General features: G+C 33.4%; 19 protein-coding genes. 6 read left to right on the top strand and 13 right to left on the bottom strand.

Translation table 11 applies throughout. The features are described 5' to 3' along the window. Positions 1–3: 3 nt before the first annotated feature. Entirely contained in the window at positions 4–1056 is a 1053-nt protein-coding gene (locus tag KHA98_RS21050) for a hypothetical protein (RefSeq protein WP_213259962.1), read from the bottom strand. A 235-nt stretch (positions 1057–1291) separates the two neighbouring features. Here KHA98_RS21050 and KHA98_RS21045 point away from each other — a divergent pair, with 235 nt between their 5' ends. Both KHA98_RS21045 and KHA98_RS21040 read left to right on the top strand, forming a co-directional pair. Next, entirely contained in the window at positions 1292–1882 is a 591-nt protein-coding gene (locus KHA98_RS21045; RefSeq protein ID WP_213260002.1) for a thymidine kinase, read from the top strand. Positions 1883–1913: 31 nt separating this feature from the next. Further along, entirely contained in the window at positions 1914–2351 is a 438-nt protein-coding gene (locus tag KHA98_RS21040) for a hypothetical protein (RefSeq protein ID WP_213259961.1), read from the top strand. 357 nt (positions 2352–2708) lie between these two features. On the opposite strand, the gene rpoN is transcribed toward KHA98_RS21040, so the two are convergent. The 3 genes from rpoN to KHA98_RS21025 all read right to left on the bottom strand — a co-directional run bounded on the left by rpoN (position 2709) and on the right by KHA98_RS21025 (position 8483). Further along, complete coding sequence (rpoN, locus tag KHA98_RS21035) at positions 2709–4169, bottom strand: RNA polymerase factor sigma-54 (RefSeq protein WP_213259960.1); 1461 nt, start codon at positions 4167–4169, stop codon at positions 2709–2711. Positions 4170–4303: 134 nt separating this feature from the next. Further along, positions 4304–5749, bottom strand: coding sequence for an asparagine--tRNA ligase (gene asnS, locus KHA98_RS21030; RefSeq protein ID WP_213259959.1), 1446 nt, complete (start codon positions 5747–5749; stop codon positions 4304–4306). 370 nt (positions 5750–6119) lie between these two features. After that, positions 6120–8483 carry an efflux RND transporter permease subunit gene (locus KHA98_RS21025; protein WP_213259958.1) on the bottom strand — a complete coding sequence of 788 codons (2364 nt, stop codon included), beginning with the start codon at positions 8481–8483 and terminating at the stop codon, positions 6120–6122. A gap of 276 nt (positions 8484–8759) precedes the next feature. On the opposite strand from KHA98_RS21025, the gene KHA98_RS21020 reads away from it, so the two are divergent. From KHA98_RS21020 to KHA98_RS21010, 3 genes are all read left to right on the top strand, one after another. Then, a complete protein-coding gene (locus KHA98_RS21020) occupies positions 8760–9521 on the top strand; it encodes a sensor histidine kinase (RefSeq protein ID WP_213260001.1) in 762 nt (253 codons plus the stop codon). Then, positions 9484–10203, top strand: a complete 720-nt coding sequence (locus tag KHA98_RS21015) for a LytR/AlgR family response regulator transcription factor (protein ID WP_213259957.1) — start codon at positions 9484–9486, stop codon at positions 10201–10203. Before KHA98_RS21020 ends, KHA98_RS21015 begins: the two co-directional genes overlap by 38 nt. 113 nt (positions 10204–10316) lie before the next feature. Next, the gene (locus tag KHA98_RS21010) at positions 10317–12587 is read left to right on the top strand and encodes a cation:proton antiporter (protein WP_213259956.1); all 2271 of its coding nucleotides are present in this window, start codon (positions 10317–10319) and stop codon (positions 12585–12587) included. 177 nt (positions 12588–12764) lie between these two features. Here KHA98_RS21010 and KHA98_RS21005 read toward each other — a convergent pair whose 3' ends face one another. The 3 genes from KHA98_RS21005 to pyrH all read right to left on the bottom strand — a co-directional run bounded on the left by KHA98_RS21005 (position 12765) and on the right by pyrH (position 16797). After that, on the bottom strand, positions 12765–15260 hold the full coding sequence (locus KHA98_RS21005) for a DUF5686 family protein (RefSeq protein ID WP_213259955.1): 2496 nt from the start codon (positions 15258–15260) through the stop codon (positions 12765–12767). A gap of 118 nt (positions 15261–15378) precedes the next feature. Next, positions 15379–15942, bottom strand: a complete 564-nt coding sequence (gene frr, locus KHA98_RS21000) for a ribosome recycling factor (RefSeq protein ID WP_213259954.1) — start codon at positions 15940–15942, stop codon at positions 15379–15381. A gap of 147 nt (positions 15943–16089) precedes the next feature. Next, complete coding sequence (pyrH, locus tag KHA98_RS20995) at positions 16090–16797, bottom strand: UMP kinase (protein ID WP_134151429.1); 708 nt, start codon at positions 16795–16797, stop codon at positions 16090–16092. A 191-nt stretch (positions 16798–16988) separates the two neighbouring features. Between pyrH and KHA98_RS20990 the strand changes: the two genes are divergently transcribed. Beyond that, positions 16989–17606 (top strand): thioredoxin family protein, encoded by a 618-nt coding sequence (locus KHA98_RS20990; RefSeq protein ID WP_213259953.1) that lies wholly within the window; start codon positions 16989–16991, stop codon positions 17604–17606. A 361-nt stretch (positions 17607–17967) separates the two neighbouring features. Here the strand turns inward: KHA98_RS20990 and truB are convergent, their stop codons facing one another. From truB to KHA98_RS20960, 6 genes are all read right to left on the bottom strand, one after another. Next, the gene (gene truB / locus KHA98_RS20985) at positions 17968–18660 is read right to left on the bottom strand and encodes a tRNA pseudouridine(55) synthase TruB (RefSeq protein WP_213259952.1); all 693 of its coding nucleotides are present in this window, start codon (positions 18658–18660) and stop codon (positions 17968–17970) included. Beyond that, positions 18660–19457 (bottom strand): undecaprenyl-diphosphate phosphatase, encoded by a 798-nt coding sequence (locus tag KHA98_RS20980; RefSeq protein ID WP_213259951.1) that lies wholly within the window; start codon positions 19455–19457, stop codon positions 18660–18662. Before KHA98_RS20980 ends, truB begins: the two co-directional genes overlap by 1 nt. 107 nt (positions 19458–19564) lie before the next feature. Beyond that, positions 19565–19816, bottom strand: a complete 252-nt coding sequence (locus tag KHA98_RS20975) for a DUF3098 domain-containing protein (protein ID WP_213259950.1) — start codon at positions 19814–19816, stop codon at positions 19565–19567. A 139-nt stretch (positions 19817–19955) separates the two neighbouring features. After that, positions 19956–20831: a cell division protein FtsX gene (locus tag KHA98_RS20970; protein WP_213259949.1), complete on the bottom strand. Its 876-nt coding sequence runs from the start codon at positions 20829–20831 to the stop codon at positions 19956–19958. Positions 20832–21138: 307 nt separating this feature from the next. After that, complete coding sequence (locus tag KHA98_RS20965) at positions 21139–23697, bottom strand: TonB-dependent receptor (RefSeq protein ID WP_213259948.1); 2559 nt, start codon at positions 23695–23697, stop codon at positions 21139–21141. 317 nt (positions 23698–24014) lie between these two features. Then, the gene (locus tag KHA98_RS20960; protein ID WP_213259947.1) at positions 24015–24362 is read right to left on the bottom strand and encodes a winged helix-turn-helix domain-containing protein; all 348 of its coding nucleotides are present in this window, start codon (positions 24360–24362) and stop codon (positions 24015–24017) included. Positions 24363–24428 lie beyond the last annotated feature (66 nt).

Genomic DNA, 24428 nt, shown 5'->3' with positions numbered 1-24428 from the left:
ATGTTATGAGAATTTCTTCTCAATGATTCCAAGAAAACGTTCTGCGTAATCGTCTTTTCCTTCCCAGTTATTATAATCTGGTTTTACCATGTTTTCAATAAAATCCTGTGCTTCGTTGTAAGTGTCAAAAGTTAACAACTGGTTTAAAACGCGGCTGTAATCTTCTGTACTGTTTCCGAAAAGGTTTTTGGTAAAAGCAATTCGGTCATTTAAATCAATATGGAAACCTTTTGCCAGCTTTTCATTTAATGTTGCCGTTTTTGGTGCAGCAGGAGTTTCAAGAATAGCAGTTTCAATGTTTCTCTTTTCTGTAAATTCGTTTATGGAAGGAGTTGAAACCGGAGAAACTGCTTCAAAACTATCTACTTTTACAAATTGTGCATCGGCATAGTTTATTCCAAAATCTTCAAATAGAATAGTTGGTTTACTTGAAGTTTCAATTTTTGTTTCTTCCTTAATTTCGTCTGTAATTTCAGCCTCTTTTTCTAATTCAAAAGCAGGTTTAAAATCCGGAATTGGGTTTGCGTGATTTACAGTTGTAAACGAAAGTTCGCCAATGTTGTGTAAAGATTCTTCGATTTTTTCGACCTCTTTCTCTGCTTCCGGTTCAATAGTTTCAGTTACAATTGGAGCTATCGTTTGTTCCGCTATTGGCTCTTCTTTTTCTTCAACAACTGGCTCTGTGATTTCTTCCGGTGTTTCTTCTGAAATTTCAGGTTCATTAGTTTCTTCAGTTGCAATTGTTTCTTCAGCAATTGTTTCTTCAGCAATGATTTCTTCTGCAACAACTTCCTCTGCAATTGGAGATTCAATTTCAGTTACGACTGGAGCTATTTCTTCTTCTTTGTTGAAAATAGTTTCCAGTTCAGCATTAATTTCAGTTTGTCCAATAGTTGGTTTTATGGCCTCGAAATTTTCTTCTACAAACTTTAAAACAGCTAATTTTTCGTATAATTTCTGTGTTTCTGCATATAATTGATTGATATCGGATTTGTTTTTAAGCTTTAAAATTCGATGTGCAATGCTGATTAAATCGGCTTCCAATTTTTTTTTCATAACTGTTGAAATTATAGTGAATAAGGTATTTTAGTGTATTTAATGTCTGAATGTCTTTAATCTGAAAGAAATCCAAAAGATATTTTTTTATTTCTGTTAATAAGCGTTTGCTAAACTCTGATTTGATAAAAATTTTCTACTTTTGAAAAAATGTAAAACAGCACATTTTTACGTCGATTTATTACCAGTACAAAGTAATAAAAACTATTCATTTTTAAAGGCAGAAAAATACAAAATGTTTCTCGAAAATACAGTAAATCACAAAGAACAATTTGGTTGGATTGAAGTTATTTGTGGATCAATGTTTTCGGGTAAAACCGAAGAGCTGATCCGTAGATTAAAACGCGCTCAATTTGCTAAACAAAGAGTCGAAATTTTTAAACCCGCTATTGATACCCGTTATCATGACGAAATGGTAGTGTCTCATGATGCCAACGAAATTCGTTCAACACCAGTTCCTGCGGCGGCTAATATATTGATTTTGGCACAAGGCTGTGATGTAATTGGTATTGATGAAGCACAGTTTTTTGATGACGAAATTGTAACAGTTTGCAATGATCTGGCCAATCAGGGAATTCGTGTAATTGTTGCCGGACTGGATATGGATTTTAAAGGAAATCCTTTCGGACCAATGCCCGCTCTTATGGCAACTGCAGAATATGTTACCAAAGTACATGCAGTTTGTACCAGAACTGGAAATTTAGCCAATTATAGTTTTAGAAAAACAGATAATGATAAATTGGTTATGTTGGGTGAAACCGAAGAGTACGAACCACTTAGTCGTGCAGCGTATTATAATGCAATGAAAAAGATTCAGGAAAAATAGATTTTAAGTTCTATCTAAGCTTTAATAAACAATGGAGGAAAAACAAAAGAGAAGAAAACAGAATATCTTATTATTAGTTGTAATTGGAATTGCAATTGTTTTAGCAGTTTTTTTTCAATTTTATCTTTCTAAAAATGCTAGTGAGGTTAATACGGAAGTAGTAGAATTGATTGGAAAATATAATGAAAATTGCCCATTAACTATTCAGGAAGGAATTCGTTTAGATAGTGTTAGTTTACCTGAGGAAAGAGTGGTTCGATATAATTTAACATTGCTGAATGTAGAAAAAGCTACCGCTGAGGTTGATGTTATACAAAATGAAATTCAAAAAAGCTTAATTAGTACTGCCAAAGCAAATCCGGGACTTCAGGTTTTTAGAGATAATGATTATAATCTCATTTATAGTTATAGCGATAAAAAGAAGGTTTTTTTATTTGATGTGACAATATTACCAGATCAGTATAAATAGATTTTTATAGATTATATTAAACCCGACAAGTTTTTAAAAACCTGTCGGGTTTGTTTGTTTTTAGAAAACATTATTCATTCCGTAAGAATGTTTCATCGGTAGAAAATTAATATGGTTTTCAGTTATTCGTTCCGTAGGAACGTTTGATTTATAGACGGATATATAATTCCGTTAAAACAGGTGTCCCTACAGGACACAACGAAAAAAACATTTTTTTTCTACCGATGAGATATTCCTACGGAATATGAAATCGTGTGTTTTGATTTGGAGCAATAAATTAAAAAACCCGACAGAATTAAATTTGTCGGGTTTTTATTTAAAAACTTATATTTCTTATATGGTTTAAAAAAAGAAAGCCTAAATCTTCTTTCTCATTCTCGCAACCGGAATATCAAGTTGTTCGCGGTATTTAGCGATAGTTCTTCGTGCAATCGGATAACCTTTTTCTTTTAAGATTTCGGCCAGTTGATCGTCTGGTAAAGGTTTCTTTTTATCTTCTTCTTCAATCGTATTCTTAAGAATTTTTTTGATTTCCAGAGTCGAAACATCTTCACCCTGATCATTTTTCATCGCTTCAGAGAAGAATTCTTTAATTAGTTTTGTTCCGTATGGCGTTTCAACATATTTACTGTTGGCAACACGTGAAATCGTCGAAATATCCAAACCAACCATATCCGCAATATCTTTTAAGATCATTGGTTTTAGTTTGGTTTCGTCGCCATCTAAGAAATATTCTTCCTGATAATGCATAATCGCATTCATAGTTACAAAAAGAGTTTCCTGACGTTGTCTGATTGCATCGATAAACCATTTAGCCGAATCCAGTTTTTGTTTGATAAACTGAACCGCATCTTTTTGTGCAGTCGATTTATCACGGGAATCTTTATACGTCTGCATCATTTCCTGATAATCTTTAGAAACGTGCAGGGAAGGAGCATTTCTTCCGTTTAAAGTTAATTCCAGTTCACCATCTACAATTCTGATGGCAAAATCCGGAACCACATTTTCGGTTACTTTGTTATTTCCAGTGTAAGACCCACCCGGTTTCGGATTCAGTCTTTCAATTTCGTTAATTGCTTTTTTTAGCTGTTCATTTGAAACACCATATTTCTGAAGCAACTTATCGTAATGTTTCTTCGTAAAAGCATCAAACTGATTCTCGATAATGTCAATTGCCAAATCAACATATTCAGTTGGCGTTTTATGCTTTAATTGCAATAATAAGCATTCTTGTAAGTCACGCGCACCAACTCCAGATGGTTCCAATTCATGAATTACCGTCATCATTTTTTCGACCATAGCTTCATCGGTATAAATACCTTGTGTAAAAGCCATGTCGTCTACAATATCCGGAATACTTCTGCGGATGTAACCCATATCATCAATACTTCCAACAAGGAATTCCGCGATTTCGCGTTCTTCATCATTCAAAATAAAAGTATTCAGCTGATTGATTAAATCCTGATGAAAACTAATTGGCGAAGCAAATGGTGTTTCGCGTTCTTCGTCTTCACTATAATTATTTACCTGAGTTTTGTAATCAGGCGTATCGTCGTCGCTTAGATATTCGTCAATGTTAATGTCATCTGCTTCAATTCTGTCAGATTCTGCATCATCATAATCGTCGTAGTCTTCATTGGCAAATTCATCAGCTTCGTATTCGTCTTCTTTTCCAGCTTCTAAGGCCGGATTTTCGTTCATTTCTTCCAATAAACGCTGTTCAAAAGCTTGCGTAGGCAATTGAATTAACTTCATCAGCTGTATTTGCTGTGGAGATAATTTTTGGGATAATTTTAAATTTAAAAATTGCTTTAGCATATAAAAAGGTGCTAAGGTACTAAGGCGCAAAGGCACTAAGTATCTTATATTGGCGAATTAAATTCGCGTAAAAATTATTTCATTTATATTTTAAACCTTAGAATCTTAGTACCTCAGTACCTTAGAACCTCAGATTAAAATTCTGCACTTCCAGGAGTTCTTGGGAAAGGAATTACGTCTCTAATGTTTGTCATTCCTGTAACAAACAATACTAAACGCTCAAATCCTAAACCGAAACCTGCGTGTGTCGCAGAACCGAATCTTCTTGTATCTAAGTACCAGTATAATTCTTCTTCGTCGATTTCTAAAGCTTTCATTTTTTCAACCAAAACATCGTAACGCTCTTCTCTTTCAGAGCCACCAACGATTTCTCCAATTCCTGGGAAAAGGATATCCATTGCACGAACGGTTTCTCTTCCTGGTTCTGTGTTGTCATTCAAACGCATGTAAAACGCTTTGATGTTTGCCGGGTAATCAAACAAAATTACCGGACATTTAAAGTGTTTTTCCACTAAATAACGCTCGTGCTCTGATTGTAAATCAGCTCCCCATTCGTTAATGATATATTGAAATTTCTTCTTTTTATTTGGAGTTGAATCTCTTAAAATATCAATTGCCTCAGTATAAGAAACACGTTTGAAGTTGTTTTCTAAAACGAAGTTCAATTTGTCTAACAAACTCATTTCGCTTCTTTCTGCCTGTGGTTTTGATTTTTCTTCTTCAAGAAGTCTTCCTTCTAAGAATTTTAAATCATCCTTACAGTTTTCTAAAGCATATTTAATCACATACTGAATAAAATCTTCAGCCAAATCCATGTTGTCATCAAGATCATTGAAAGCAACTTCAGGCTCGATCATCCAGAATTCTGCCAGGTGACGAGAAGTGTTTGAGTTTTCTGCTCTAAACGTTGGTCCAAAAGTATAAATCTGCCCCAAAGCCATTGCAAAAGTTTCTCCTTCTAATTGTCCAGAAACCGTTAAGTTCGTATGTTTCCCAAAGAAATCTTTTTTGAAATCAATGTTTCCTTCTTCATTTTTTGGCAAATTATCAAGTGGCAAAGAAGTTACCTGAAACATTTCTCCAGCACCTTCAGCATCAGCTCCAGTGATAATTGGCGTGTTTACATACACAAAACCTTTATCCTGAAAATATTTATGAACTGCATAAGACAATACCGAACGCACACGCATAATTGCACCAAAAGCATTTGTACGTACACGCAAGTGAGCATTTTCACGTAAAAATTCTAAAGAGTGTTTTTTAGGCTGCATTGGGAATTTCTCCGCGTCAGAATCTCCAAGAATCTCCAATTTGTTTACCTGAATTTCGTATTTCTGACCAGCACCTTTACTTTCAACCAAAGTTCCAATTACAGAAACCGCAGCTCCGGTCGTGATTCTTTTTAAAGTCTCTTCCGGTGTATTTTCAAAATCAACAACACATTGAATATTATTAATTGTAGAACCGTCATTAAGCGCGATGAACTGATTATTTCTAAAAGTTCTCACCCATCCTTTTGCATTCACTTCCTGTAGCGTCGTCGTACTGTTTAATAAGTCTTTAACCTTTGTGTGTCTCATTTTTATATATAATTGATATTAAATAATATTCGTTTTGAACAACTGCAAATATAATCGATAATAATTAATTTTTGAAGCTGTTTCCTGCTATCCGCTATATCTTTCTATTTTTAAAGAAAAAACAGAAAGGATGTCGCTTCTATCAGGGCTAGGGCACTCGTTTTCAAAAGAAGCTTTTTTCTCTTTTTGTTATTCCGAGAAACGAGGAATCGTACTAGTAATTCCGCAAAGAAATTCGCCAATCTTTGTCGAGTTTCGAGTGTGATTCCTCGTTTCTCGGAATGACAAACGGTGTGTTAATCTTTGTCAAAGTTTTAAACTTTGACAAAGATCTGTATTTTTAATTCGTGCCAATTCGTGGCAAAAAAACTTATTTATCTAAATTCTCCAAATCCTCTTTCTTAGCTTTTTTCTTTTCAAAAGTTAAAACCAAAGAAGGTAATACAACTAAGTTAGCAAACATAGCAAATGCCAAGGTACATGAAATTAACCCCCCCAATGCAATTGTTCCGCTAAAACTTGAAAGCGTAAAAGTTGCAAAACCTAAAATCAAAACGACTGAAGTATAAAAAGTACTGATTCCGGTTTCTCTTAAAGCACTGAAAACAGATTTTTTAACTTTTCCACTTTGCAATAAATCATGACGGTATTTTGCCATAAACTGAATCGCATTATCCACCGAAATTCCAAATGCAATACTAAATACTAAAATCGTTGAAGGTTTTAACGGAATTCCAAAATAACCCATTAATCCCGAAGTAATACATAGCGGTAAGATATTGGTGATTACCGATGCAAAAACCATTTTGAATGATCTGAATAAATAAAGCATCAAAGCGGCAATAACCAGAATCGCAAAAATCAATGATTCGATTAAGTTGTCAACCAAGTACGAAGTTCCTTTCTGAAACACTAATGCTTTTCCTGTAACAGTTACTTCATAACGGTCTTTTGGGAAAATTTCATCAATTTTAGTGTGCAGTTTTTTCTCCACTTTCGCCATTTCATCCGTTCCTATATCTTTCATGAAAGTGGTGATTCTCGCGTATTGTCCGGTTGAATCAACATAAGCTTTCATCAGGTTTTCTTTGCTGTTTTTCGTTGCGTTTTTAGCATAACTCAAAATAAAAGTCTGTTCCTGTGAAGTTGGTAATTGATAATATTCAGGGTTTCCGTTGTAGAAAGCTTGTTTAGAATATTTAACCAAATTTACAACCGAAACTGGTTTTGCCAATTCAGGTAATTCAGCAATTGTATTTTGCAATTCATCCATTTTACGAATGGTCGAAGCTTTCATAACACCTTTTTTCTTTTTGGTGTCAATCATGATTTCCAATGGCATTACGCCGTTAAATTCTTTTTCGTAGAATAAAATGTCTTTAAAGAAAGAAGCGCTTTTTGGCATTTCACCAATCAAACTTCCTGAAACTTTCATTTGAGAAACTCCAATTACACTAAAAATCAAAAATAGACCGTAAATGATATAAATGACTTTACGCTTGTTTTTAACTACATTTTCAACAAAATCCAACAAAGTAGAAATGTAAGTTTTAGTTAAGTGATATAAGTGTTTTTCTTTTGGAAGCGACATAAAACTGTATATAATCGGCACGATTAAAAGTGTCAATAAATACACAGAAATTACATTGATAGAAGTTACCAGACCAAATTCAAAAAGCAAATCATTTCCGGTAATCATGAAAGTTGCAAAACCTATTGCAGTGGTTAAATTGGTCATTAAAGTCGAAACTCCAATTTTTGAAATAACACGCTGTAGAGCTTTTGCCTGATTGTTATGTAGTTTAATTTCCTGTTGGTATTTATTAATCAGGAAAATACAATTCGTGATTCCGATTACGATAATTAATGGCGGAATAATCGCCGTTAAAATCGTGATTTTATAATGAAATAATCCTAACGTTCCGAAAGACCAGATAACACCAACAATCAAAATACAGATTGAAATGAATGTTGCTCTGAACGAACGGAAAAAGAAAAAGAAAATCAAAGAAACTGTAAGCAAAGCCGCGCCAATAAAAAGCCCGATTTCACCTTTCATGTTATCAGCATTGATCGTTCTAATGTATGGCATTCCCGAAACACGAAGATCAATTCCGGTTGTTTTTTCGAATTTATCGATTTTCGGAACCAGATTTTCAAGTATAAACGTTTTTCTTTCAGGTGTGTTTACAAGTGCTTTATTCATGTAAACCGCAGAACGAATACTGCCGCTTTCTTTATTAAACAGCAATCCTTCATAAAATGGTAAATTATGAAATAAATCGTATTGTATTTTCTTTAAATATTCTGGATCAACCGCTTTACTTTGATCGATAAAAGGAGAAAGTACAAATTTTTCATTTACAGTATCTTTTTCCAGTTTCTTTAAATCGTTTAGAGAAACGACTAAATCGACCTCTTTAGATTTTTTTAAACCTGTCATTAATTCATTCCAGGCGGCATAGTTTTTTGGTGTGAAAAACTTTGGGTCCTGAAAACCAATTACAATCAGATTTCCTTCCTCACCAAATTTATCCAGGAATTTTTGGTAATCTTTGTTTGCGATATGGTTTTTAGGCAGTAAATTAGCTTCGGTATACGTCATAGAAAGATTCTTCCATTGGTAACCAAGGAAAATCGTTAATGCTGCGACAACAATCAAAAGTGTAATTCGGTTTTTAAGTATAATTCGGGCCAATTTTTCCCAAAAACCAACTTGAATAGTGTTTTTCATAAAATCTTTAAAAATGGTTGCAAATGTAGTGAAAAGTGCTCAAAATCATAAACAATCGATTGTATTTTACTTAATGTTAACACAAATTTGAAGACTTTTCTGTTGTGATAATTTTCTTATTTTTGATTATAGAATCAGTAGCTTTTCTCATATTTGCAGTTAATTTCAGAATTTAATTTGTTTCCATTAAAAAAATAGAGACACACAGGTTAAAATGATTACAAAGAGTTTGATCTATAATAATCTGTGAAACCTTTGGCAGAAAAAATAAACACTATGCAGGAAAACAATACTACAACTTTAATCTTTTTAATCATTCTCTTGTTGCTTGTTGTTATAATAGGCTTTATGGTTTATTTATTAATGCAAGCCAGAAAAGCAAAAGATAATGCAGAACAAAGTTTTTATGCTTTAGAATCAAAAGTAAACGATTTGCAGTTAGAGAACTTAGAGTCGAAACTTAATCCGCATTTGTTTAAGAATATTTTAAACTCGATTCAGTCACACGCTTATCAGACCTATTTTGCTTTAGATAAATTAGCCAACGTTCTGGATTATATTTTATACGAAAGCAAAAAGAAATTTGTTACTGCCAAAGAAGAAATTGATTTTGCTTTGAATTTAATCGAAATCAACAAAATAAAAATCAGCCCGCTTTTTGAACTTAAGATTAAAACGAATATTAATCAGGAAGATAAATTGTATGATCAGCCTTTGCTGGCACCATTGATTTCGATTGATTTAATTGAAAATGCATTTAAACACGCCGATCTTCAAAGTGCCGATGCTTTTATTTCGGTTGTTTTCGAATTTAAAGACAATGCTTTTTTTATGACAGTTTCTAATAAAATGTCCGATAAAAAAGTTTTAAAAAAGGAACGAAGCGGTTTTGGTCATGCTACGCTGGAACATCGACTGCGCATCATTTATAAGAATAATTTTAGACTAGATAAGTTTATTGAAAACGATGTTTATATTGCCCATCTAAAAATTGATCTCCTTGAATACAAAACTGAAATGCTTGCTTCTGGACGATGAGCTTCCGGGATTAACATACCTAAAAATGCTTTGCGAGCAAATTCCTGAATTGGAAATTGTAAAAACGTATAATAATCCTGAGAAACTTTTGTCTGATATTCCTTCGCTGGATTTTGATCTGCTAATTTCAGATATCGAAATGCCAGGAATTGACGGGCTTCATCTTGCCGAAACATTGCAAGGAAAACTTGTGATTTTTTGTACGGCTTATAAAGAATATGCTGCCGAGGCTTTTAATATAGATGCGGTAGATTATATTACAAAACCGGTAAAACTGGAACGTTTGCAAAAAGCAATTTCAAAAGCAGTTGAACGTTTTGAAAAACCGGATGCAGCTAAAAAATTTATACAGTTAAACACAGACAAAGGAAAGACCTTATTGTATTTTAATAAGATTCAGTACATAAAAACGGCTCTTGGTGACAGTCGCGATAAATCTGTTTTACTTTCTGACGGAAGTTTTATGAACTTGAAAAATGTGAAATTCGATACACTTTTAAAAGAACTTCCCGAAGCCGATTTTTGCCGTATAAACAAAAAGGAAATCATTTCTGTAAAAGCAATTAAATTCTTTAATCACAACGAAATTGTACTGCATCATACAGAAGAAAATGTCAAAAATGTGACTTTAATTTTAAGTGAAACCTATCGTTCTGACTTTTTGAAAAAGGTGAAATTATAACTTATTACAAAGTTTTTCCCACTTGTTACATAGATTGAAAATTAGCAGGAAATTTACTTTTTCACTTAAATTTCAGTTCTGATATTTGCGCCAATAAATCAAAAGAACGAGTTATGAATAACATTAAAAACTCTTTATTTTACGTAACAATTATCGGTGGATTTACTGCACTGATATATTGGGTAATTTCCAAAGGTGCCGGATTAGAAGTAGGACGTAATATTGTTAAGAAACAAATAGAAACCAATCATTGGAATGATTTTCTACATTCAATGGTCGAAAATTTACAGCATCCACTGGCTATTTTATTAGCGCAAATTGTGACTATTATTTTGGTAGCGCGTTTGTTTGGATGGTTTTTTAGAAAAATAGGGCAGCCATCGGTAATTGGAGAAATGATTGCCGGTATTGTTTTAGGGCCCTCTTTAGTCGGAATGTATTTTCCGGAATTTTCTGCGGCTTTATTCCCGGCAGCATCTTTAGGGAATCTTCAGTTTTTAAGTCAGATTGGTTTGATTCTTTTCATGTTTGTGATTGGAATGGAACTGGATCTTAAAGTACTAAAAAATAAAGCGCACGATGCCGTTGTTATTAGTCACGCCAGTATTGTTATTCCGTTTGCTTTAGGGTTAACATTGGCTTATTTCATTTATCATACTTTCGCACCAATTGGTGTTGAGTTTTCTTCTTTCGGATTGTTTATGGGAATCGCCATGAGTATTACTGCATTTCCGGTTTTGGCCAGAATTGTTCAGGAAAGAGGAATGCAAAAAACAAAATTAGGAACCATAGCCATAACTTGTGCTGCGGCAGATGATATTACGGCCTGGTGTATTTTGGCGGTTGTAATTGCAATTGTAAAAGCAGGATCTTTTACGAGTTCATTATACGTTATTGGTTTGGCAATTTTATATGTAATTATAATGCTGAAAATTGTTCGTCCGTTCCTGAAACGTGTCGGAGATTTAAACTCAACAAGAGAAAGTCTGAACAAACCTGTTGTGGCAATTTTCTTTATTACACTTTTAATTTCGGCTTATGCTGCTGAGTTAATCGGGATTCACGCTTTATTCGGAGCTTTCTTAGCTGGAGCAATTATGCCGGAAAACAATAAATTCAGAAATATTTTTATTGAAAAAGTTGAAGATGTTTCTATAATCGTATTGCTTCCTTTATTCTTTGTTTTTACTGGATTACGTACACAAATTGGTTTACTTAATGATCCTTATTTATGGAAAATTACAGGATTAATCATTGCTGTTGCAGTTGCGGGTAAATTCTTTGGTAGTGCATTGGCTGCTAAATTTGTTGGACAAAGCTGGAAAGATAGTTTAGCAATTGGTGCTTTAATGAACACAAGAGGTTTAATGGAGCTTGTTGTTTTGAATATTGGTTACGATTTGGGCGTTTTGTCTACAGAGATTTTTACCATGATGGTAATTATGGCTTTATTGACAACGTTTATGACTGGTCCGGCTTTAGATTTTATTGGTTATATTTTTAAAGACAAAGAAACAGAAGTGCCTCAGGAAATTGGAAATAAAAGTAAATACAAAATTCTGTTTACGTTTGCTACTCCCGAAAGAGGAAAAAAATTGCTTAAACTTGCCAATAGTCTGGTTAAGAAACAAGGAGATAATTCTATTGTTACAGCAATGCATTTGTCTTTAAGTACCGAAATACATTCGTTTGATGTAAAAGACCATGAACGCAAAATGTTGGTTCCGGTGATCGAGGAATCACATCTTTTAAATCAAAATATGTTAAGTGTTTTTAAGGTAACAACCGATATTGATACAGAAATCATTGACTCGGCAAATCAAGGAGAATACGATTTGTTATTAGTTGGTCTGGGACAATCTATTTTTGATGGAACGCTTTTAGGAAAAGTTTTAGGATTCACCACCCGAATTGTAAATCCGGATCGTTTAATTGACAAGTTTACCGGGAAAGAAGGTTTGTTCGAGAATTCACCTTTTGATGAAAGAACGCGTCATATTATCGCAAAAGCAAAAATGCCGGTCGGAATTTTTATTGATAAAGATTTAGAAGAAGTAAACCAGATCTTCATGCCTGTTTTTAGTAAAGAAGATGCTTTTTTAATTGATTATGCTAAAAAGTTAATTAATAATAATGGTTCGCAGATTACAGTTTTGGATGCAAGCGGAGAAGTAAAAAATACCCGTGATATTCAGGAAACTATTCGCTCAATTGAGCAGATTGCACCAAATCATATCATGATTATGCATGACAGAACGATTAAAAAAGAATTTTTGGAGAATCAGGATCTTATGATTATTAGTTTAGACAGCTGGAAAAAACTAATTGATTCGCAAAGTACATGGCTGAATAATACACCTTCAGTTTTGATTTTGAAACCATAAAACTTTTAAAATTTCAAATACAAAAATCCCAAATTCCAAATGCTTGTTGGAGTTTGGGATTTTGCTTTTTGTTATTATTGGAAAATAATGGTGTGGAACTTTGTCAAAGTTTTTACATTCAAAGATCAGATTGGAATTTGGGATTTAAAATTTGGAATTTAAAAAGGTATTGGAATTTTACAAACCCAGATCAAGTACATAAGAAATCTTAACGGCAATATTATCTTCAAACTTCATTAATTGATTTGGCCCATAACGGTAAAATCCACCCAAACCAAAACCTTTAAAGATTTTATTTAGTTCAACTCCTGACTCAAAAAAGCCTTTGTCTAAGGTTTTGTATTCCGGACCAACATGCTGTTCAGGATTTTCCATATTTCCCCACGCCATTCTGGTTACTAAAACCAATGACGGACGTACTTTTCTCATGATTTTAATTCGGTCAAATCCATGTTTAATCTGAAAAAATACATATTGGCTTGAGAAGAACTCATTAAAAAACATGGTTTCAAAACTGTTTCTTCCGGCAAAAGTAATACGCTGAATAACAGTTTCTTTATTTAAGTTATTTGGCATTGTATTGTACAAATGCGTAATTGGCACATCGCCCATAGCATAACCTCCCTGTAATAGTAAACTTGTTTTTTGACCGTTTAGGTATTTTTTTTCATATTCAGTTTTGAAATCTATTTTACTAAAGGTGAAATCGTTTCCTAAAACATTTGGCAGCGACTGTGTATACTGGAACGTAAACCTTGGGAATCTTTTATCTGTTTCAGATCTTCCGGTTGGCGTTTGCATAAAATCACTAAAAGGCGCCCAAACAATTGATGCCATTGCAGTTGTCATAACATAACTTGAATACAATTGCCCATTGTAATTAAAAAGATAATCAAATTTAGGTTCTACATACGTTCTTGCCAGCTCAAAGACAGCTTCAGTTTTCGGAATAATTTTAGTCTGTACATTGGTTTTCCAACTAATGTACTTATAGAAAGTACTAATGTTGATTGGGCGCGGATCATAAATTTTAAAAACACGTTTGTCAACCGCAAATAAAGTACTCGCAATCTCCCGAACATCATCTGTGTAAGAAGCATTCAGCCAGGTGTTAGAATTTTTGTTTAATAAAACCCCTGAGCCAAAATTATATTTAAAAGCACCATCTTTTGTTCCGTAAGCCCCATATCCTTCTAAGCGGAAATTTTTAGAAAAACGGTCGTTTGTGATTCCGCCAAGACCTAAGCGAAAGCCTTCGTAATTATTATAACTGATTATTTTTTTTAAATCAAGATCAATTGGTCCAAGCGGAAGGTATCCATTTATGATTTTTCGACCTAAACCTAATCGTTTTTCAATTCTTTTACTCAAAGACAAGCTGTCTATTAATTGGTATGTTTTCTGACCCTTAAGATCTAAACTGTCTTTTCTGTACTCATTCCAGAAGCTTTCCGGTTTCTTGCTGGCATCATCTTTAATTTCAATATAAAGCGATGGATTTTTTATAAGCGGATTTGTGTTGTAGTGAATATCAAAATTATTACTCTCCGAAAGTAAATAGGTGAAATCTGAAGCTACTTTTTTTCTGGGTTCATAATCTGCTTCCGCATCTCCGTCAAACTGAATTGTTCCGCCCAAAATCTTAATGTCATCATCATTTTTTCCTTTTACAATCTTGAATGTAGTATTGCTCTGGAACCAGATTTTTTCTTCAGGAACATAATTAAATTCATGAATACCACTTATATCCAAAACGCCTTTAATACGCATTACAGCTTTGGCTACAGCAAAATTTTCCTGATCGATATACAAGACACCTTCAAGACCATTTGATTTTCTTCTGTTTTTGTTTTTAAAGTAAATCATATACGTATCACGGCCTTTTATTGAAACAGTATCAAGAAGTTTATAACTGTAATCAGCAGGTGCATTATTTGTAATAGGGCTTTGGTGTTTGGTTTCTAACAATTCGTATTTCGAATCATAAACCGAAATAGATTGCAGGCTAAATGCAATAATTTCATAAACCGGTTGTTTAAAACCGGCCATTTTGGTGCCCAGAATAGTTTCTTTTAGTTTGTTGTTGCCAAACTGGTATTGTGAAACTTTTTCTGTTTGAAATAAATGCTGTTTACTGATTATTTCTTTGAACTTATAACCAGATGAATCGATATTAATTTCCCTTTTGTTGAAATCTTTATAGGCTGCAGATGAATCAATTCTGCCGTCGATTGAGTCAGGATTGGCAGTTACAATAAGTTTGTTATATGTTTTGTATTCAAAACTGCTTAGTTTTTTTTGCGGATTGTTTTTGTTTTTGGCCGCTATAACTTTCTTTATAATCGTTAATGCCGGATTTTCATTAGAAACAACGACCTCTTTTAAATCATCTGTTTTTTGAGAAAGAGAAATAGCGTAAAAATTTTTATTCTCGGTTGTTGTAATGATTTTGGTTTGAAAACCAATATAAGAAACGGCAAAAGTTATGGTTTTTGAAGGCGTTTGAAAAACGAATTTCCCATCGACATCTGTAATAGTGTTATTGCTATCCGAAGTAGTTATAGTAGCGAAAGGTAGCGGTTTGTTATTCGGATCCGTCACGATTCCGTTTATTTGAAATTGCGCCTGAATGCTAAGCGTAAAAAACAAAGTCAATAAACAAAATAGCTTCATACAGAATGGTATAGTTTCAAAACGAAAAGTATGTGATTTTCGTATGGCAAAAATAAGAATAAAAAAATCCGTCTGGTACAATTTAACCAAACGGATTTTTATTTTATGTTACAAATAATTATACTTTCATGATTTCAGCCTCTTTTGCAGCCAATAATTCATCAATTTTCTTGATATAAGTATTTGTCAGGTTCTGAACTTCTTCTTCTGCAGATTTGCAAATGTCTTCAGATGTTCCTTCTTTTTCTAATTTTTTAATATCAGTATTGGCATCTTTACGAACATTACGAATACCGATTTTAGCATCTTCAGCTTCAGATTTTGCTTGTTTTGCCAAATCACGACGACGCTCTTCTGTTAATGGTGGTACGCTAATGATAATAACGTCTCCGTTGTTCATTGGGTTAAAACCAATGTTTGCAACCATAATTGCTTTTTCGATTACAGACAACATATTTTTTTCAAACGGTTGTAAAGTAATTGTTCTTGCATCTGGTACGCTAATTTTAGAAACCTGAGAAAGTGGTGTTGCAGATCCGTAGTAATCAACAAAAACACTCCCTAGCATAGCCGGAGAAGCTTTTCCTGCACGAATATTTAGAAATTCTTTCTCTAAATGCGCAATCGAACCATTCATTGATTCTTCAGTACTTTCTAATATGAAATCTATTTCTTCAGTCATTTTGTTTAGATTTTTAGATTTTCAGAAGATTGGTTTTTTAAAATTTAAAAAGATAATCTTCTAATTTACTAACTAATATAATTTATTTTTTGAGATTATTGAAATTTAGGGAGTTGAATTGTCTAAAGATCTAACAATCTAAGTAGTCTAGATACTTACGACAGTTCCGATGTTTTCACCGTCACAAATTTTCAAAAGGTTTCCGATTTTATTCATATCAAAAACTACGATTGGTAATTTGTTTTCCTGGCTTAATGTAAAAGCAGTTGTGTCCATTACATTTAATCCTTTTTTTAGAACATCATCAAAAGAGATGAAGTCGAATTTTACAGCCGAGGCATTTTTTTCAGGATCAGAATCATAAACACCATCCACTCTTGTTCCTTTAAGGATAACATCAGCATTGATTTCGATTCCTCTTAAAACGGCAGCAGTGTCAGTTGTAAAATATGGATTTCCGGTTCCGGCACCAAAAATTACAATTCTTCCTTTTTCAAGGTGGCGATCTGCTCTTCTTTTAATATAAGGTTCAGCAATAGATTCCATTTTTAAAGCTGTTTGAAGACGTGTTTTCATTCCTTTATCTTCAAGAGCGCCTTGTAATGCCATTCCGTTTATTACAGTGGCAAGCATTCCCATATAATCACCCTGAACTCTGTCCATTCCGGCACTTGCACCAGCAACGCCTCTAAATATATTTCCTCCTCCAATTACAATGGCAATTTCTACTCCTTTACTGTGAATTTGCTTAATTTCATCTGCATATTCGGCTAATCTTTTTGGGTCAATACCATATTGTAAATCACCCATCAGGGCTTCACCACTAAGTTTTAGAAGAATTCTTTTATATTTCATGTGTGTGTTGCGTTAATTTGTGCAAATATAGACATATTCTGATTTTTTAAAATAGTGTTTAGGAAAAATTAATTGGACTTTGAAATTAATTTCTCAAAGAATTTTAGCGGGTTTTCATTCAAATGTGATAAAAGTCATAATCACGTCATCTAAAATTCATTAAATTTGATAGAATCAAAAAGAAACAAAATATGAAAAGCTTCATAGCCAAAGCATTGTTCAATAGTCATTCTTATGCTGAATATAGAAAAATAGTAACCGATTTATTGTTGGAAGGGAAATCAACAGGAAACGAACAATCGGAAAGTCTGACCAATTATTCTAAATTAAACGAAGCCAGAATGAATCGCTTAGAAAAAACGATCACCATTTCTGAAAACGTAATTTCAAAACTTCAAAATTTAGACCATCATTATATCTGGCTGGTTATTTCTGAAGGCTGGTGCGGAGATGCGGCACAAATTCTTCCAATTTTAAACAAAATGGCTTTGGCCTCGGATAAAAAAATAGATCTTCGAATTGTATTTCGCGATGAAAATGAGGAGTTAATGGATCATTATCTCACAAATGGCGGAAGAGCAATTCCCAAAGTAATTATAGTTTGCAAAGAAGCCGGAATTGTGCGAGCAGATTGGGGACCAAGACCAAAAGGTGCAACAGAATTAATGGCGAAACATAAAAGAGAAGTCGGACCAATTGATGAAAAAATCAAAACCGATTTGCAATTATGGTATCTTGCTGACAAAGGAATTTCGGTTCAGGAAGAGCTGATCGAGATTATGGAAAATATCAAGTACAACAGTTTGTAGTGTTATTTTTGGTACTAAATATCTGTAATGAACTGTTGATAACGTGTTGATAATTAATAAAATGCTGTCTTAGAAAATAAGTCTAAAATTTTTTGTTCACACAAATTTTTGTATCTTAGTAAAAGAATCCCACTTCTATTATTAACTTTCTGATTTACTCTTTTTATTGGTGTTTATTTAATGTTTAACAATTAAAAAATACACTATTATGAAAAAGTTATTCGAAAGATTCTATGATTTCTTTTCTACATTTTTATTTGGAGGGAAAAATGTGCCTCACTATTAATTGAGAATAAGTATGGAGCAACTGTACTTTATTTAAGAGCCAGGCACATTACTTCATTTAGTAATGTGCTTTTTTTTATGCGTTTAAGCTTTCTTCAAATAATGTAATATCGATAGCGTTTTTAACGTCGTATTCACCAATCTTAGTTCGGCGTAAAACAGTTAAATGTGAACCGCTATTCATTGCTTTTCCAAAATCAAAAGCGAGGGAACGAATATAAGTTCCTTTAGAACAAACTACTCTAAAATCTATTTCAGGTAATGCTATTCGGGTAATTTCAAATTCGTGAATGGTAGTTTTTCTGCTTGCAATTTCTACAGTTTCTCCGGCACGTGCATGCTCGTACAAACGAACACCATCTTTTTTAATAGCAGAGAAAATAGGTGGTTTTTGATCAATCTCGCCTAAAAATTGTTTCACTGTTTCGTGAATCAAAGCATCGTCAATATGTTCTGTTGGGAACGTTTGATCAATTTCGGTTTCCAGATCATACGATGGAGTAGTGGCTCCAATATAAAAAGTCCCGGTATATTCTTTTGCCTGACCCTGAAGTTCAGAAATTCTTTTAGTAAATTTTCCAGTACAGATTAATAAAAGTCCTGTAGCCAAAGGATCTAAAGTTCCCGCGTGACCAATTTTGAACTTTTTTGGAAGTCCGACTTTATTAATTAAAAGGTATTTTAATTTATTAACAGCCTGAAATGAACTCCATTTTAAAGGTTTGTCAATCAGTAAAACTTGTCCTTCTAAATATTCTTCGGGTGTCATTATATAATCGTAAGAGGATGAATTAAAAAGTGAATCAATAATAAAATGATTCCGGCAATGATTCGGTAATAACCAAAAACTTTAAAGCCGTGTTTAGTTAAAAAACCAATGAAGGTTTTAATAGCTAAAAGCGCTACAATAAAGGCAACAACATTTCCAATAACAAGAATATTGATTTGGTCATGAGATAATTCAAAACCTGATTTGTAATAATCGTAACATTTTTTTGCTGTTGCTCCAAACATAGTCGGAACCGCTAAAAAGAATGAAAACTCAGCGGCAGTGGTTCTGGATAATTTTTGAGACATTCCGCCCACGATACTTGCGCCACTTCTAGAAACTCCCGGTATCATAGCGATACATTGAAATAAACCAATTTTAAAAGCTTGTAAATAGGAGATTTCCTGAGAAGTTTCCGGAGTATTTGGGTTATTAAACCATTCGTCAACTTTTAATAAAATCACACCTCCAATTAAAAGAGAGATAGCAACCGTAACCGGATTTTCTAATAGACCATCAATAAAATCACTTAATAATAATCCTAAAACTACAGCTGGAATAAAAGCAACTAAAAGTTTAAAATAAAAATCTAAGGATTGAAAGAAACGTTTGAAATATAAAATTACAACCGAAAGTATTGCACCAAGCTGAATAACAATGGTAAAAAGTTTAGTGAAATCTTCATGCGCAATTCCGAAGAATGAAGAGGCAATAATCATGTGTCCGGTTGAAGAAACAGGTAAGAATTCTGTAATTCCTTCAATAATGGCAAGAACGATAGCTTGTAATGTATTCATTATAAATTAGATTTTTAGAATGTTTAGATTTTTAGACTTCTTAGATTTTTTCAAGATTATCTAGATAATCTAAAGGTCTAAAATGTCTAAGCAAGTCTAAAATGAGTCTATTTAGATTTTTTGAAAATAGAATAAATCGTAATTCCAAAACCAATTAAAACAGTTGTTGGTGCTAAACGAATACGTCTAAAGTTGAAAACATCTTCATTAAAAACATTTGGATCATTACTTCCTCCGCCAGACATCAAAATAAATCCTAATGCGATAACAGCAATACCAATCAGTAAGATTTTGTAATTGATGCTGTCAAAAAGAAATTCGTGTTTGTCTTGTTGTTCGTTAGTATTACTATTTTTCATTTTTATATTTTTATACTTTGAATCAGATCAAAGTGTATTTTAACTATTTGTCTGCCTGAGCGTTCCGAGACTTCGGAAGAAGGCTTTTTTAATCGAAAATCTGCAATCAGAAATCAATCCCGAAACTTCGGGACTAAAATTAATAAAGATCGTCTGTTCTTAAATTAAGGAAACGTTGTGTTGCAAAGTGTGTGCTTACCCATGTAATTAAAACTCCTAAACCAAAAACGGCTAATAAAACTAAACCGATTAAGACTTTGTCTTCCAGGATTCCTAAGCCAGGGAAATTAGTTTCTACATAAAGTAAAAGTGCGATTAATGCAATAATTGCTAATGCTGCACCTAACATTCCAAGTTTTATACTGCGGGTTACAAAAGGCTTACGAATAAACGATTTTGTAGCGCCAACCATTTGCATAGTTTTGATGATAAAACGATTAGAGTGTATAGATAAACGCAGTGAACTATTAATTAATAAAACAGCAATTATGGCTAGAAAACCACTGATAATTAAAATCCACATACTTACTTTTTTGATATTGTCGTTTACCAGATTTACCAATTGTTTGTCATAAACAATATCTTCAATCATGGTGTTTTGACGTAAGCTGCTTTCAATTTTAGAAATACTGTCTCTTTCAACATAATCCGCTTTTAAGTGAATGTCGTATGAATTTAGTAATGGGTTCTCACCAAGAAAAGTTAAGAAATCTTCTCCAATGATATCGGTATGCTCTTTTGCAGCTTTTTCTTTAGAAACATAAACATAAGATTTTGCAAAAGGCGCTCTTTTTAGCTCGGTATTAAATGCTTTGATAACACTATCATTAGCCTCATTTTTAAAGAAAACCGTCATTGCGATTTTTTCTTTAAAATCGTTAGCCAGTTTTTTAGAATTAATAATGAATAATCCCAGTACTCCCAAAAGGAATAAAACCAAGAAAACACTTAATACTACCGAAAAATAAGAGGAAATTAACCTGCGCTTTTGAAATTTATCAAAGTTAGAACTCATAGTCTGCTTAAATTATGTGGTAAAAATAATAAAGAATTTCTTTATTTAAAGTTATTAACGAACTTTTATACTATAAAAGTACAATTCCATATTGAATAAAAATAGTTTATTAACCGCAAAGTGCGTAAGGTTTTGCGCAAAATTCGCAATGTAAAAAGTGAATAGCCACTGATTAAAGGATTGAAAATGATTTAAAATCTGTACGAATCCTTTAATCTCTGGCTAAAATATTTATAAGTTAATAAAGCAAAAACTGAGAGCCTTAGCAACTTAGAATCTTAGTGCCTTAGAACCTTATTTTAATTAATTAAATTTTACCCATTTCCCAAACCAGTGATAAATAATACAATCCGCCAGTTGATGGTCCGCCTAAAATTGAAGTGTAAGGTTTATTCAAAATATTGGTACCGCCCAATTTTGCTGAGATTCCTTTTTTGAAACTATAATTTACCTGCGCATCCATCGTCCAATAAGCTGGAACAGTTCCGCTGACTAAGAAAGAAACATAATCGAAATTATTTTGATAACGCGCTGTAACACTTGCGCCAAGACTTTTCCAGATGTTTTGCGCGATCAAAGTCCCATTTACGTTAAATTCCGGGGTGTTGAATCCGTCTTCTAAACCATCTTTGTCGTCCGTTCGGTCGAGTTTGGTATAAGTAAGATTGGTCAAAGCGCTGAAAGTAGTATCAAAACGATATTTTAAGCCCAAACTTCCGCCATAATTGTAGATTTTACTTTTAGAATTCGTCCAAAGTCTGTAACGACTTTGTGTGTTTTTTGAGTATAAAGCAGTCGGAATCAGGTTTATATCTGTTGTATTTGGAACGCTTGCTTCGACCTGAGCGATGAAATTTTTATAAGAGTTATAATAGAAATCGGCATCGATAAAAAGATTTTTGTTTAAAGCCATTCCTCTAAAACCAACCTCAAACGATTTTACAAATTCAGGTTCTAAATACGTATAAGGATTTTTTTGAATTGTATTTTTATTTTTTTCGATGGCTTGCACCTGAGTCAAACCAGCACTATTTACATCGCTGTTTACTTGTGCCTGAAATTTATCGATTGAAGCTTTTGTATAAGAGTTTTCGAAAATGCCATCCGACATGATTCGCAAACCGCCAACACGTTTTACACCACCGGAATTAACATTCGGGAAACCTTCAAAAATACTTGGGAATCGATATCCTGTTTGGTACGAAGTTCTAAAACTTACTGTTTCCTTTGGAGAATAAACTACTGTAAACTGGGGCGTAAATTTCGCTTCAAAATGATCCGCTTTATCCATTCTGATTGTTGCACCTAAACTTAATTTATCAGCAAAAAAGGCTTTTGTTAATTGTGTAAATGCACCTGTTTTTTGATACGTTAAATTTTCATCAGCACGAACAGGATTGATGAAGTAATTTCCGTCGGGAATAATAATATAGTTTCTGTAATCGACTCCACTTAATAATTTGGTTTCAATTTTATTGAAGAAAGAAGCAAAAGCTTTGTCCCAATTAATCAATCCTTCGCCATGAACCAAAGTCGATTTTACACGCAAAGCTGCGCCAATATCCCAATTGTTGATGTCGATTAATTCTGCTTTTTTGGTTTCGTAAACGTCAGTTCCGGGTAAAAATCTGTCCTGATCGGTTTGTGTTCTCGCCATTCTATGGGCATCGGCAACTGTTGCGCCATTTGTAATTGCTTTTTTATAAGCGGTGCTGTAATCGGCAAACCATTTATCATCAGATTTATAAGCGCGATCCATGTTTTCAGCGAGCGAACGCATATTGTATGAATCTCCGGTATTCTCGGTTGTAGCGTATGCTTTTACCTGAAAAACCGGTGTATGATAATCTGCAGCAAATTGATTTAAAGTATAATTGTCTAATCTAAATCGGTTCGAACGTTGGTAAATCGTATTGATTAATGCGGTTTTATAAGTCAACGCCAATTCATGACCTTTTTTCGGACGGAAATACAAACCAAGATCTGCTTTATAATTTTTAATTCCATAGTCTGAAATATCAGTTTCGCGATAACCTGTTCTGGCAACAACATAGTTTTTGCCGTTTAAGTTTAATGTTTTTCTATTGGCAGATTCATTTCCGTAGCCATTCACTTCATCGTAAGCGGGATTGTCAGCTCCAAATAAATTGGTTGAAGCATTTGCATTTGGAGCCAAATCGGTTCTGTCGTCTGCAACCCAATCTGTTACGCCGGTTGTTGAAGCATTTACTTTGAAAGCAAATTTTGGACTAATAACTTTTGCAAACCTTAAATTAAACTGAGAGTATATTTTCGGTGAAAAGCGATCAATATTTCCAACATGATTAACACCGGTTAATTGCTGAATGGCAACACCTTCATATTCAAAAGGATTTTTGGTCTGAATATTTGCCAAACCATTTATGGCGTTCATTCCATATAAAGCAGCGGCAGTTCCCGGAATAATTTCGATTTTATCAATATCCAAATCATTTGCGCCCAAAGCGTTTGCAATTGGAGCACCCAAATGAGGTGCCTGATTATCGATTCCATCTACCAATTGCGCAAATCTTACATTGGTCGAATTGGCAAAACCTCTTGTATTGATGACTTTAAACCCCAAACTCGGCGTAATAATCTGAACGCCTTTTACATTTTCGAGTGCTTCATAAATACTTGGCGAACCCATTTTTTTTGCTTCTGCCGATTTTAATTGCTCGATACTTATTGGCGAATGCATCAGATTTTCAGAACGTCGGGAAGCTGTTATGACAATTTCATTCAGTTCTTCTTTTTTAATACTGTCTTGATGTGTTTTTGAATTTTGGACTTGAGAAAAACTTTTCAGGCTTATAAAAACAAAAAATAAAAATAGTTTTTGGTTCATGGTTCTGGGCTGTTAAATTCAGTATGTTTTTAAATGAATACTGAAAATTAAAAAAATAGTTTTGGTTGGTTATCTTTGGTTGTACAAAAAAAGTTCTTTTTTGATATATAAAGCATGATCAAAATCATAATCAAAATCATAATCTAATCTTGATAATTTAATAATTGATTCATTGGCTCTCCTCCAAGGTTTTTAAAACCTTGTAGGTGTGCTTTTTTGCGACTGCAAATAAATGTAAAGTTTTCAAAACCTTTTTTTAGTGAATCTTCAACCAAAATACCTACAAGGTTTTGAAAACCTTGCAGGAAAATAAATAATTAAAACTTCAAATTCTGAGTTTCTTTTTGCGCAAAATCTTTAATACGTTTTTCTACTTCATAAAAAACCGTAATCGCTTTTTCTCCTGCCTCTGTCAATCGTGCACCTCCGCCACCTTTTCCGCCAAGAAGTTTTTCTACCAACGGACTCTCAGCACGCTGATTCATTTCTTCAACCAATTGCCATGCCTGACGATACGCCATTTTCATTTCTTTTGCGGCATTGGTAATGGAGCCGGTTTTCTTGATATTTTCAAGAAGCCAGATTTTACCAATTCCCAAAAAAGCCCCCTCAGCTTCCTCAATCCAAACGCGGACTTCGATATTGTATTTTTTATTTTCTGCCATCTACTTCGTAGCAAATAAGTATTAAAGTCTTGCAATAATACGTATTTTTACTTAATTGTAAATACG

It is taken from the genome of Flavobacterium branchiicola (assembly GCF_018383905.1).
Lineage (GTDB): Bacteria > Bacteroidota > Bacteroidia > Flavobacteriales > Flavobacteriaceae > Flavobacterium > Flavobacterium branchiicola.
This window is presented reverse-complemented; position numbering and strand designations above follow the sequence as displayed.